A 12,551-nucleotide genomic window follows, 5' to 3' on the forward strand; every position below is an offset into this window, starting at 1 on the left:
CGCGCGCCGATCCGGCCGGGCGAGCGCGGCGAATGGCGGCGCTGTCGTGCATCGTGGCGTGTCAGTGGTCGAGTGCTTCGAGCATGGTGTGGGCGGCCGCTTTCGCGACGTCGGCGGCGTGCCGGTCGGGTACGTCCTGCGCGGCGAGCGACCAGTGACCTTCGAACAGGGCGACGAGGGTGTACGCGGTGGCGTGGGCCGTCTCGGGGTCGGTCTGCGGGTACCGGTGGTGGATGCGGGCGGCGATGGCGCGCCGTGAATTGCCGAGCAGCGGTCGTCTTCAATGCTGTGATCGCCCGGTCCCACGCTCTATGACCGGGATGACGCCGTCGCGCGGCCGGAGTGCCGCAGGAGGTCTTCGGGCCAGCTTCTCGGGGATCGCGACTACCGAATGCAAACGCCCTGAACTTCTTAACCAATTTTAAGGCTCGGGTCAGAGGAGGTTTGGGACGATTCTGGCGGGGAGGTGCTATGCGCGGCGGCGGATCAGGGGAGGATACGGCGGTTCCGACGGGACCGGCGAACGCGTCGGAGATGGTCCGGCGGTTGGCTGCGTGCGGGATGGTCGATGCGGAAGCGATCGTCGTCTCGGCGTCGGTGGCGGGGATTCGGCCGGTCGAGACCGAGACGTCTGCGAGTCGTACCGGTTCACAATCAGACGCTCGCTATTTCGTCTTTCGAGGTCCTGACGAGGAGACCGCCAAGCGGTTTCTGGGCGCGGTGAACGTTGATGTCCCGATGCTGTACCTGGTGGTAACGACTCCCGAGGGCGAGTGGGGAGCAGACGTCAACGGTGTATACGACGAGGCTCGGGTGATCCGTGAGTACCGCGAAGGGCGGCACCCTGTACCGGTTGCCGCACCGCGCCCTCCACGGATGTCGGCGCGGGCGACAGGTGGGCGGCGGGTGGAGTGCATCCTGATCATCTGTCTGGTGGATCTGCCGCCCGCGGAGGTGCAGTCGGCGGTCGCCGCGACGTGTGCGGAATTCGATGCAGACGAGGAAGGCATCGAGGTTCGTGTAAGTGTCGATGTGCCCGATCGCCGGACGATGTCGGAGCTCATCGCACGTCTTGAGCGAGACGGCGAGTTGAGTGCCGACGCTGCCGAGCGAGCGGCGACCGTCGAACTCGACCACGGGCGCGCGATCGCCGCCTTGGTGTGGCGTGAGCCCCTTCCCGGATCGGCTGTACCATCGTCTTCTCTGGCGGCCGATCCGCGCAGTGCCGACCTGGCTGACATCACAGTCGGCACTGCGATGAGCGTTGTCGCAGGTCGCCTTGGGCCACCGGATTCCGACTTCTCACTGGCTGACCGCGCCCACGCTGTGCTCTTCGTCGGCGATGAGGACCGGGACAACCCGTGGTTCTGGCGACGGTGGCGCTACGACGACCTGCCCGCTGGCCACGCCACAGTGATCACGTTCCGCAACGACCGAGTCGATGCCATCGTGTCCACGCCACATGCCTCCCATAAGGCATCGCTCCGCGAGCATGAGCGGCCGGTGGCGGGTGTCGAGAATCGGCCTGCTCGGCGGATACGACCGCTGGCTGGTGCGATCATGGCGTTGACCACACTGGTGGTATCCCTGCAGGTGGGCCTGGCGGGTGCGCAGTGGTGGACGTACTCGAATCTCAAGGCGCACAACGGCGCTGCCCCGGCGGTCCGTACGTTCAAACGGTGGTGGATCGCGAACGCGACCCTGACGGTGTTGATCTACGTGACCATGCTCGCGGTCGCCGTCGTGCTCGTCGTCTGGCTGCGGCGAGCTCGGAAGCGTAGTGACGAGTTGTGTCGCGCCTCGCAGAAGCTGACGCCCGGCTGGGTGATCGCGGGCTGGTTCTGCCCGGTCGTCAACCTCTGGTTCCCGGCGGTCGCTGTGGGTGACGTGCTGCGCGCCAGCGATCCGCGGACGCCGCTCGATGCCGCGAGCCTGCGTGGCCGTCCAGGCATGAAGTTGGTTGTGCTGTGGTGGGTGAGCTGGTTGGCTGCCGTGGTCATGATGCAGGTCGTCCGCGTCCACAATCTCGATCACGCGGAGTATCTGATGGTGACGCAGAATGAGGGGTTCTCGTTCGGAGGGTTCTTGTCGACCGCCCGATTGCAGACAGTAGTGGCGACCGTGTTCGTCGTCGCCGGTGGTGCCCTCATCGCGATTATCATGCGGATCGAACGCTATCAACAGTGCGCCGCCGCACCGGCCGCAGCGCTGGCTGTGGCCGCCGATCAACGAGTTCTCGCAGCCCCGAGTGGCCGCGGCTGGATTGGACCACTGGTGGTGGGGGCCGTACTGCTCGCCGGAATCGTCGTCGTGGCGGCGATCGGTCTAGTGGTTAGGAGGGAGCCTCCGCCGACTCCGACCAACGCGATTGCCCATTCGTCGGCTTCGACCACCGATCGTGCCGGTCCCACCGAGCAGGTGTGGCAGCACGAACTGCTCGAGCGCGCCGAGCAGAGTTTCCCCGGTCTGGTCCCGTCCTCTGGAGAGGGCGCGGGCTACTGGGGCACTACCTGCACGGAAGATCGAACGGCTGAGCCGGTCGTGAACTGTCGCAATGAGTCCCAGAATCTATCGGTGTTCGTCGGGTGTCAAAGCGATCCCCGGCAGGCGCAGGTGGGAGTGGGGCATCCAGCTCAAACCTGGCGGCGGCCATCCGGCAGTGGGCGGATCACGTTCGAGGTCGAGGGAGACGTGGAGATCACGTTCGACCAAGCGCCGCGCAATGCGTGCAGCGTGAATGTGATGTGGGTAGGTCACTCGACGCAGGACATTCTTACCCGGTGGTGGCCGAGCGCGCCGGTCTGACCGCCGGTGGCGGATTCCAACCGGTTTCCGGACGTTTGTCAATGACTCGGAGCAATTGGGGACAGCAGTCGGTGACAAGAAGCGAGGGAGTCCACGATGGGATTCGATGCATTTGTTCAGCTCCTGCGGGTGGTTCGCAACGTCCTGATGTGGGTCTTTGTGATGGCATTGGGGATCTTCTTGCTGGCTGACGGGATCAGCGACCTGCGAGACAAGGGAGCGCCGAACTGTGGTGGGGTGACGATGAGTACCGGCGACGTGTGTCACTACACCAGAGACGGACGACCTGTCGGAGATGACGATTCCGAGCAGGTGGCGGCCGGGCATAAGGGCGCCGCGAAAGTATTCATCGGCATTGGCGCGGGCCTCGTTCTTGCCGATGTCCTGGTCGGGGGTGTGACGTTGTCGGAGTGGGTGAAGAAGCGTTGAAGGCTTCACTCGGAGTACCTTTCGGTGGCATGCACCCCGATCCGGCTCGTGGTCCGGACCGGACCGTTTGCTGCTGTGCCGATCGACCGACGTAGCGTCGGCCTTGACGGCTGTTAACGTCGGCTCATGAGTTTCGGCTTGCATGAGGTCGCCGCCTACATCCGCATGTTGTGGGACCGGATCAGAGGCGAGCGCACTGACTGAGCGCGGCACGTCGCCTCGTCGCCGTACCGAACCGCTCATGTGATCGCTCGGTAGGCGTGGGGAGGTAGCATCACGGGTCGACTCCGCCCAAGTCGCCTCTACCCGGTAAGGGGGCCACCTACCGCGCACGGTGAGGGTGGCCGCCCGTTCGAGCCGGGCCGGAGCCGCGGGGCCCACCGCGGCGCGGAGCGATCGGGGCCCCGGCCCAGGATCGCGTTCACGCTCGCCCGACGCACCGGTAGATGATGCCGGGAGGACCGTCGGGGGTGTCGCATTCCTCCGTCGTGGCGACATAGATCCACCGTGAGCGGTCGGTCATAGCCACTTCGAAGCGTGACGCGTCGGCACGGCCTAGGACCGCGCCGTCCATAGGCCCTCCCGATGCGATACCGGCCTGCCACCCGCTCACGCTTCGAGTACACCGTACGGATGCCGTGGAGGGAAGGTGTGGGCTCGCGCTCATGGTGAGAGTCGGAGCGATCGCGGCCGCAGTACCGCCTTCGCGATGTCGGCCCGAGCCGGTGCGGTCACACCTACGGAGTCAGATCCGCTACTGCATCGGCCGCGCGCACTACGGCGTTGATCCGCTGCGCGGTCTCACCGGCGTACAGAGCGGATCGTTCGACCCAATCGTTTCGCATCTCTTCGGTGGGAGCGGCTGGACTGAACATCGGGAGACCCACCCGCTGCCTCGCGACGAGTCCGCCTGTGTCTCCGTCGGGGGCGATTCGGGAGAGAAGAGCGCTGCGGGCATTGATGATTCGCGGTAGCGGCTTCGCTCGGCCGTCCGGCGCGCACCACTTCCGCGTCGCGGCGTTGGCCACGACCCGGTGTGGGCACGGCCAGCCGAGACCGAACAGCGTCGTTACCTGTGTAGCCGTCGCCTCCAGCACCTGGCGCACGACGTCATCGCCGACGACACCACCGGACAGGTGGCCGCCGGACTCGACGCCCTGGGCGATGAGTACGTCGGTGCCCCAGCTCATCGCCTGCCGGGCCCGTTCCACGTCTCCGACGAGAACGCACACGGTCACGTCGGCGTCGTGGAGGCGCTGGACCAGTCCTGGATCGCCGCCGAACGCCAGCACCATGACGTCGGGCCGCTCCGCGAGTACCGCGTCGACGTGAGCGCGTCGCGTGAACGGCATCAACAGATTCACCGCGACGGCGCGATCCGGCGCGATCTCACGCACTTGCCTGACCTGTTTGCGCAACTCCGCCGGCGCGCGGAATCCGATGGTGCCGAGCGCGCCCGCTGAGGCGACGGCCGCGGCCAACCCGGCCGGGGCCAGATCGCCCATCCCGGCTTGCAGTACCGGCACGTCGATCTTCAAGAGGTCGAGAAGGTCCATCGGTTCCTCCACGAGATCGGGGGCATGGATCGTCGTCGCTCAGCGTAGGTAGACGGCGAACCGCGCTGAGCGTTTCGTGCCATGCTCGGCTCATGGATCTTGCCGCCGACATCGACTCGCGTTGCCGCCTCACCGGTTCGTTCACGCTGCGCTCAGGGCGTGTGGCAACGGAGTACTTCGACAAGTACCTGTTCGAATCCGATCCACGGCTCCTTCGTCGCGTCGCCGAGGCGATGGTGCCGCTGCTCCCTCACGATTGCGACCTGCTGGGTGGGTTGGAGCTCGGTGGTGTTCCGATCGCCACGGTACTCGGGCAACTGACTGGCACATCCGTCTTGTTCATACGCAAGGAGGCCAAGGCATATGGCACGTGCAGACTCGCGGAAGGCAGCGACGTCGCGGATCGACGCATCGTGTTGGTCGAGGACGTCGTGACCACCGGCGGAGCGGTGCGAGACGCAGCGGCCGCACTTCGTGAACGGGGTGCGACGGTATCGGTGGTGGTGTGCGCGATCAACCGCGGCGAGCAGCAGCCCCTGGCGGACACGGGAATCGAGACACGGGCGGTGTTGACACGTGCGGACTTGGACCGGGCGCGGGGATAGCGGACGCCGTCGATCCCGGGCCTGAACGACGGCAGACGTCACTGCGTGGGCGATCTGGAATCGCCATTACTTCAAGGCAGCCGAATATTGTGTGCGAGAACGTTGTTCGCAACGATCTACGAATGGACAAGACCGATGAGAGTCGCCGGACCACGCGCAGGCCACGCCTGTCGCTCGCTGCGATCGGATCGGTCGCCGCGGCGGCGCTCCTGGCGTCGGCGTGCGCAACCGACAAGGCCGCTGCCGACCTGACCAAACCGCTCCCGACCTCCGTGGCGCCCGGTGCAGCGATCTCCGCCGCCGTCGCGGATGTCAAGGTCGCGCTCGACGCGGGAAGGATCCCACAGCTACCGTTCAAGGTTACGGGCTGGCCGAACGTGACCGCCGGACCGGATGTCATCCAGGCGTTCAAGGGCGGCTCGGTGGACCTGGCCGCCAACGCCTTCATTCCGTCGATCCAGGCGCACGCACAGAACCTCGACACCCGGATCGTGGCCGTTATCGTCAAGAGCCGACCGACGCAGGAGCTGGCGACAGCGCCCGGTAGCGGGATCAGGTCGCTGAAGGACCTGCGTGGGAAGAAGATCGCCTACTCCCCAGGGCAGACGCAGGGAAACGTCGTGCTACAGACCCTGCGCAACGAGGGCCTCACCCCCAAGGACGTAGACCTGGTCCAGCTCAACAGTCCCCAGTTCCTTACCGCACTGCAGGGCAAGCAGGTCGACGCGGCGCCGCTGGGAGAGCCGACGCTGACCAAATACCTCACTCAGTACCGATCGGAGGGAGCGGTGGGCCTGCATACCGATGCGGTAGACGCGCTCAGTGTGTTGTGGGCGCCCACATCGGCGCTCGCCGACGACAAGAAGCTCTCGGCGATAACGGAATTCGTCAAGACATGGGCTCGCACCAAGGTTTGGGAGTGGGAGCATCCGGATCAGTGGATCGACGATTACTACGTGAAGAACCAGGGGGTCAGCGCGGCTGACGGCCGCCGGATCGTCGACTCCATCGAGCGTCCCTACTTCCCCGAGGACTGGGGTGACGCGATCAAGTGGGGGCAGCAGACCATAGACCTCATCACCGCCTCCGCCGGCGCGTTCGGTGGCAAGTCCTTCGACGCCGCTCCGCTGTTCGACCGGCGCTTCGAGAAGGTCGCGGCGGACGCGGTGAGCGCGCAGTACCGCACGAAGCCTGCTTGAAACCGCACTTATTTTATGTCGGACGAATGTTGTGGTGCGCAACGGTTCTCGGCTTGACTGAACGAACAGCCGGAAGACGCCCGACAGCCCTCGTGGCAGCCGCGAATCCAATGCCGCGCTTGCGGTTCCAGCAACTCTCAGCAGAGGAAGTGTATCGTCATGACCGCCCTACAGGACATCACGCAGGACTCCGCACAGCCGGAGACGGCCGCTCGGCCGAACATTCGGCCCGTCGCGGGTCATATCGGCGCCGACATCTCGGGCGTGGACATCTCGAAGCCGCTTTCCGCAGCCGATCTGGCGGAGATCACCGACGCTCTGCATCGGTACAAGGTGATCTTCTTCCGGGATCAGCAGCTGGACCACGCGTCGCAGATCGCGTTCGGCAGGCAGTTCGGCGATCTCACGTACGCGCATCCCCATGACGACGCTCCGCCTCAGGAGTACCCGGAGATCTTCACGATCGACCCGCGCCGCCAGGAGGAGCGCTACGGCGAGGGCTTCCGCAAGCGCGTGCGCACCCAGTACAGCTACTTCAACGGTTGGCATACGGACGTCACGGCGGCCGTCAACCCGCCGGCGGGCTCGATCCTGCGCGCCGATATCGTGCCTGAGATCGGCGGGGATACGCAGTGGACCAACCTCGTCGCCGCGTACGAGGGGCTGTCGGAGCCCGTCCAGCGCTTCGTGGAGACGCTGCGCGCCGAGCACCGATACGGCGGCAGCCGCGGCGTCGACCACGACGACAAGTACGCCAAGCGCGTCAACGACAACCTGCTGGTGGCGATCCACCCCGTCGTTCGGGTCCACCCGGTGACCGGGGAGAAGGCGCTGTTCGTCAATCCGGGCTTCACCAACCGGATCGTCGGAGTGTCGCCGCGCGAGAGCGAGGCGATCCTCGGGCTCCTGTACAGCGAGATCACCCGGCCCGAGTACACGGTTCGTTTCCGTTGGGAGGCTGGAAGTGTCGCATTCTGGGACAACCGTGCCACGGCACACCTCGCGCCGCGCGACATCGAGCATCTCGACCTTCAGCGACGGCTGCACCGGATCACGCTCATCGGCGACGTGCCGAAGGGGCCGGACGGCCGGGAGTCCGAGCTCGTGGCGGGCAGGCCGTTCACCAACGAGCACACCGTCGTCGTCGACTGACGCGGCCGGACTAGACGAAACGACGAGGAAGGGCGAACGTGGCCGAGCACAGCAGTGGGCGTTACCTGTGGTACATCCCGAACACGGTCGAGTCCGGGCACCGGGGTGACGACACCCGAGAAGGTTGGGGGACGCTCGACTTCTCGGTCGATCTGGCGCTGACCGCCGAGCGGCACGGCTGGGACGGCGCTCTGCTGGGTACCGGCTGGGGACGCCCGGACACGTTCACCGTCGGGACCGCACTCGCCGCGCGAACGACCCGGTTCCAGCCGCTTGTGGCAATCCGTCCCGGCTACTGGCAGCCGGCCAACTTCGCCAGCGCCGCTGCGACTCTCGATCATCTCAGTGGCGGGCGCCTGCTGATCAACATCGTCAGCGGACTCGACGATGCCGCCTCCTACGGCGACGGAGAGTTCGACCAGGCGCGCCGCTACGATCGCACCCGGGAGTTCCTCCAGGTCGTGCGTCGGCTCTGGAGCGAGGACGACGTGCGGCACTCGGGTGAGTTCTATCGCCTCGACGGGTCGACGGTGCGTCCTCACGTATACGGCGCGAACGAGGGCCGGCACCCCACGCTGTACTTCGGTGGCGCGTCGCCTGCTGCCGAGCGGGTTGCTGCGGAGGAGGCCGACGTCCAGCTCTTCTGGGGTGAACCGCTGGACGGCGTCGCGGAGCGCATCGACCGCCTCCGTGCGCTCAGCGACTCCGTCGGCCGTCGGCACGCACCGCTCGAGTTCGGTCTGCGCGTCACCACGCTCGTACGCGATACAGCCGACGAGGCGTGGCGTGACGCCGAAGCGAAGCTGGACGCGTACGCCGAAGCGGCACAGCGACGCACGGGCTTCACCAAGCGCCGCGCCGTCGGGCAGCAGCGCCTCCTCGATCTCGCGGAGCGTGGCGAGGTGCTGGACAGCTGCCTATACACGGCACCTGGTAAGTACGGCGGCGGGGGCGCCGGCACCACGTGGCTGGTCGGGTCGCCGGACGACGTCGCGGACGCGCTCCAGCGGTACCGGGACCTCGGGGTTACGCACTTCGTCCTGTCCGACACGCCCTACCGTGAGGAGACGGCACGGGTCGGCGACGCGCTCATCGGACGCCTGCGGGCCGGGGCAGAGGCGGTGGCGCAGTGAGCATCCCGTATCGGCCGTTCGGTCGCACCGGGGTCAAGGTGAGTGCTCTTGCGCTGGGCACGATGAACTTCGGCGCGCGCGCGAACGCGAACCACGATGACGCCGTCTCGATCATCCACCGCGCGCTCGACGCCGGTATCAACATCGTCGATACCGCCGACGTGTACTCGCAGGGAGAGTCTGAGGAGATCGTCGGGAAGGCCCTTGCGGTCAGGCGCGACGATGTCTTCCTCGCTACCAAGTTCCATGGCCGCCTCGGCGAGGACGTGAACCGGTTCGGCAACTCGCGGCGGTGGATATTCCGGGAGGTCGAGGCCAGCCTCAACCGTCTGCAGACCGACTATATCGACCTGTACCAGGTCCACCGGCCGGAGGAGGACACCGACTTCGACGAGACCCTCGGTGCGCTCTCGGACCTCGTGCACCAGGGCAAGATCCGGTATATCGGCACCTCTACTTTCCCAGCGTCGCAGATCGTGGAGGGCCAGTGGATCGCGGAGCGTCGCGGTCGTGAGCGTGTCGTCGCCGAGCAGCCGCCGTACTCGGTGCTCGCGCGAGGGATCGAGGCCGACGTCCTGCCGACCGCACAGCGGTACGGCCTCGCGGTCATCCCGTGGAGTCCGCTCGCGGGCGGGTGGCTCAGCGGGCGCTACCGCCGCGGCGGGCCACAGCCCGAATCCAGCCGTTCGGACCGGCAGCCGGGCCGCTTCGATATCTCCGACGCAGAGAACGCCGCGAAACTCGAAGCGGTAGAGGCGCTCTCCGTGGTCGCCGACCAGGCGGGTATCTCCCTGATCGACCTGGCGCTGGGCTTCGTTCTGGCGCATCCGGCCGTCACCGCGCCGATCATCGGTCCGCGTACCACGGAACAGCTCGACGCTCAGCTGGGGGCCGCCGAGAACCCGCTGACGCCGGATGTCCTGGACGAGATCGACAAGATCGTGCCGCCGGGGACGACGCTCTCGCGACGCGACGTCGGCTACACGCCGCCCGCGCTCGCCGACCCCGCAGCACGGCGGCGCTGAGGTGGTGTCACACATGCGACGCACACTTCGCCCCGTAGCTCTGCTCGCCGTCGTCGGCCTCGTCTTGGCGGGCTGCGCGTCGAACAGCAAGGGCGATATCGGTCTGGACGCGGCCCTCCCGACGAAGGTTCCTCCCGGGACGAAGCTCTCGATATCAGTCGCGGACACGCATGTCGCGCTGCAGGCCGACGGCGGCATCGACAAGCTGCCGTTCACGGTGACCGACTGGCCCGATCTCACCGGCGGTCCCGATGTCATCCAGGCGTTCCGTGGCGATAAGCTGGACCTCGCGACCAACGCAGGCATTCCGCCGATCGCCGCGCACGGTACCGGATTCGCGACCAAGATCGTCGGGGTCCTCGAGCGTAAGACGCCCACCTACCGGCTCACCACCGCTCCGGGGAGCAGCATCCGCTCCGCCGCGGACCTGCGAGGCAAGCGGATCGCCTTCTCGCCTGGCCAGGCACAGGGACTCGTCGTGTTGCGCACCCTCCAGCAGGCCGGGATCCCACTCGATCAGGTACATCTCGTCGAACTGCAGGGCAAGCAATTCATCAGTGCGCTGCAGGGTACGCAGGTCGACATCGCGCCGTTGGGCGCCGTACAAGTCGCGCAGTATCTGCGGGACTTCCGCTCGCAGGGAGCCCACACCATCGACACGAAGGCCGTCGATCTCCTCACCGTGCTCTGGGCACCCGAGAAGGTCCTCGAGGACTCCGCGAAGCTCGCAGCGGTCGCTGCGTTCGTGAAGATCTGGGCCCAGAGTCAGGTGTGGGCTTGGGAGCACCCCGACCAGTGGCGTGACGCGTACTACATCAAGAACCAGGGCTTGCGGCCGGACGAGGCGAAGATCGCGCAGAACGACGTCCCGAAGCCGTTCATTCCCGAGAGCTGGAACGAGGCGATCGCGTGGGAGCAGGAGAGCATCGACATCGTGACCCGGTCGGGCTCCTGGTTCGGCAAATCGTTTGACGCGAAACAGCTTTTCGACCCGCGCTTCGAGAAGGTCGCCGCCGACGCGGTGCCTCTGCAATACCGAACGGAGAGTCCATCATGACCGCAATCCTCGCCCCACCCGCGAACGCCCGCACATCGTCCGCCGGGGGATTCGTCGCGCGACCCGCGATACGCAAGCTCGGTCTTGCCAAATCGATTCCGGGCGGACGGCTGATCGGCGTGCTCGTGGTGCTCGGCGCATGGAGCGCCGGGTCCGCGCTGCATCTCCTCGACCCGCGCAAGCTCTCGGCGCCGTGGACAGTGGTCGCCACGGGCTGGGACTTGATCGCGAACGGCACCCTGCTGCCCAACATCGGTGCATCGTTGACCCGTGCCGTGGTCGGTCTCGCGATCGGCCTGGTCATCGGCGTCGTGCTCTCACTGATCGCCGGTCTGTCCCGGTGGGGCGAGTACCTCATCGACGGCCCGGTGCAGCTGAAGCGCTCGATCCCCTCGCTGGGGCTCGTGCCCTTGATGATCTTGTGGCTCGGCATCGGCGAGGCGTTCAAGATCGTCCTGATCATCATCGGCGTCGTCATCCACATGTACATCCAGATGCACTCGTCGCTCACCGCGATCGACAAGCGCTTCGTCGAACTCGCTGAGGTGCAGCGCGTCGGCCGCGGCACTTTCATCCGTCAGGTCGTGCTGCCGAGCTCGCTACCGGGATTCTTCCTGGGGTTGCGACTCTCCGTCACAGGGGCGTGGCTGTACCTGATCGTCGTCGAGTCCGTGAACGCCACGGACGGCCTCGGCAAGCTGATGTCGGACGCCCAGAACTACGGCCAGTCGGACGTGATCCTGGTGTGCCTCATCGTTTACGGGGTCTTCGGGCTGGTCTCGGACACCGCGATTCGCCTACTAGAGCGGAGGGTGCTGTCATGGCGACAGACGATCTCCAGCTGACCTCGCAGGCCGGCGTATCCGACAGTTCGGTCGCGTTGCGTGACCTGACCCGCCGTTTCGGTGACCGCGTGGTGCTCGACGGCATCGATCTGGAGATTCCCGCCGGCCAGTTCGTGGCCCTGCTCGGCCGGAGCGGATCCGGCAAGACGACCCTGTTGCGCGCGCTCAGTGGACTCGATCACGGCGTGCAGGGCTCGGGGACGCTCCGTGTTCCAGCCGGCACCTCTGTGGTGTTCCAGGACTCGCGTTTGCTGCCATGGCAGCGGGTCCTGCCCAATGTTCTTTTCGGGCAGCCCGATTCGGCGCGCGACGAGGCGAAGCGCCTGCTCGGCGAGGTCGGCCTCGCGGCGCGCGAACGCGCCTGGCCGAGCGAGCTGTCGGGCGGTGAACAGCAGCGCGTGGCATTGGCCCGCGCCCTCGTGGGGGAGCCGCGCCTACTGCTCGCGGACGAGCCGTTCGGTGCCCTCGACGCTCTCACCCGGATCAAGATGCACGCGCTGCTGCGCGAATTGATCAGCCGCAGGCGCCCGACGGTCCTCCTGGTGACCCACGACGTCGATGAAGCGGTCGCTCTTGCGGACCGGGTGCTGGTACTCGACGGCGGACGCATCGGCCTCGATCTCGAACTGGACCTCGGGGAGGTCCGCGACCCGGCGCTACCGGAATTCCAGCGGTACCGCCGCTCTCTGCTCGACGCGCTGGGCGTCGAGCCGGCAGCGGTATGACCGGCGCACACTCGAAGGAA

At 66.7% G+C, this 12,551-nt stretch carries 12 protein-coding genes; 11 read left to right on the plus strand and 1 reads right to left on the minus strand.

Annotated features, from left to right (window positions below):
- Nucleotides 1-58 precede the first annotated feature (58 nt).
- The 3 genes from P0W64_RS04390 (at nucleotide 59) to P0W64_RS04400 (ending at nucleotide 3,234) form a co-directional block, all read left to right on the plus strand.
- On the plus strand, nucleotides 59-259 hold the full coding sequence (locus tag P0W64_RS04390; RefSeq protein ID WP_275478850.1) for a hypothetical protein: 201 nt from the start codon (nucleotides 59-61) through the stop codon (nucleotides 257-259).
- Between the two features lie 1,154 nt (nucleotides 260-1,413).
- Nucleotides 1,414-2,805 (plus strand): DUF4328 domain-containing protein, encoded by a 1,392-nt coding sequence (locus P0W64_RS04395; protein ID WP_275478852.1) that lies wholly within the window; start codon nucleotides 1,414-1,416, stop codon nucleotides 2,803-2,805.
- Nucleotides 2,806-2,901: 96 nt separating this feature from the next.
- Nucleotides 2,902-3,234: a hypothetical protein gene (locus tag P0W64_RS04400; RefSeq protein WP_275478853.1), complete on the plus strand. Its 333-nt coding sequence runs from the start codon at nucleotides 2,902-2,904 to the stop codon at nucleotides 3,232-3,234.
- A gap of 737 nt (nucleotides 3,235-3,971) precedes the next feature.
- On the opposite strand, the gene P0W64_RS04405 is transcribed toward P0W64_RS04400, so the two are convergent.
- A complete protein-coding gene (locus P0W64_RS04405; RefSeq protein WP_275478854.1) occupies nucleotides 3,972-4,790 on the minus strand; it encodes a nitronate monooxygenase in 819 nt (272 codons plus the stop codon).
- A 92-nt stretch (nucleotides 4,791-4,882) separates the two neighbouring features.
- Between P0W64_RS04405 and pyrE the strand changes: the two genes are divergently transcribed.
- The 8 genes from pyrE to P0W64_RS04445 all read left to right on the plus strand — a co-directional run bounded on the left by pyrE (nucleotide 4,883) and on the right by P0W64_RS04445 (nucleotide 12,531).
- Nucleotides 4,883-5,395, plus strand: coding sequence for an orotate phosphoribosyltransferase (gene pyrE, locus P0W64_RS04410; protein ID WP_275478855.1), 513 nt, complete (start codon nucleotides 4,883-4,885; stop codon nucleotides 5,393-5,395).
- Between the two features lie 122 nt (nucleotides 5,396-5,517).
- A complete protein-coding gene (locus P0W64_RS04415; protein WP_275478856.1) occupies nucleotides 5,518-6,594 on the plus strand; it encodes an ABC transporter substrate-binding protein in 1,077 nt (358 codons plus the stop codon).
- A 159-nt stretch (nucleotides 6,595-6,753) separates the two neighbouring features.
- Nucleotides 6,754-7,746 carry a TauD/TfdA family dioxygenase gene (locus P0W64_RS04420; protein WP_275478857.1) on the plus strand — a complete coding sequence of 331 codons (993 nt, stop codon included), beginning with the start codon at nucleotides 6,754-6,756 and terminating at the stop codon, nucleotides 7,744-7,746.
- 38 nt (nucleotides 7,747-7,784) lie between these two features.
- A complete protein-coding gene (locus tag P0W64_RS04425; protein ID WP_275478858.1) occupies nucleotides 7,785-8,879 on the plus strand; it encodes an LLM class flavin-dependent oxidoreductase in 1,095 nt (364 codons plus the stop codon).
- A 2-nt stretch (nucleotides 8,880-8,881) separates the two neighbouring features.
- A complete protein-coding gene (locus P0W64_RS04430; protein ID WP_275478971.1) occupies nucleotides 8,882-9,904 on the plus strand; it encodes an aldo/keto reductase in 1,023 nt (340 codons plus the stop codon).
- 13 nt (nucleotides 9,905-9,917) lie between these two features.
- Nucleotides 9,918-10,961: an ABC transporter substrate-binding protein gene (locus tag P0W64_RS04435; RefSeq protein ID WP_275478859.1), complete on the plus strand. Its 1,044-nt coding sequence runs from the start codon at nucleotides 9,918-9,920 to the stop codon at nucleotides 10,959-10,961.
- On the plus strand, nucleotides 10,958-11,806 hold the full coding sequence (locus tag P0W64_RS04440) for an ABC transporter permease (protein ID WP_275478860.1): 849 nt from the start codon (nucleotides 10,958-10,960) through the stop codon (nucleotides 11,804-11,806). Before P0W64_RS04435 ends, P0W64_RS04440 begins: the two co-directional genes overlap by 4 nt.
- Complete coding sequence (locus P0W64_RS04445; RefSeq protein ID WP_275478861.1) at nucleotides 11,782-12,531, plus strand: ABC transporter ATP-binding protein; 750 nt, start codon at nucleotides 11,782-11,784, stop codon at nucleotides 12,529-12,531. The genes P0W64_RS04440 and P0W64_RS04445 overlap by 25 nt, the downstream gene beginning before the upstream one ends.
- Nucleotides 12,532-12,551 lie beyond the last annotated feature (20 nt).

The sequence above is a fragment of the Tsukamurella sp. 8F genome (assembly GCF_029167375.1).
GTDB lineage: Bacteria > Actinomycetota > Actinomycetes > Mycobacteriales > Mycobacteriaceae > Tsukamurella.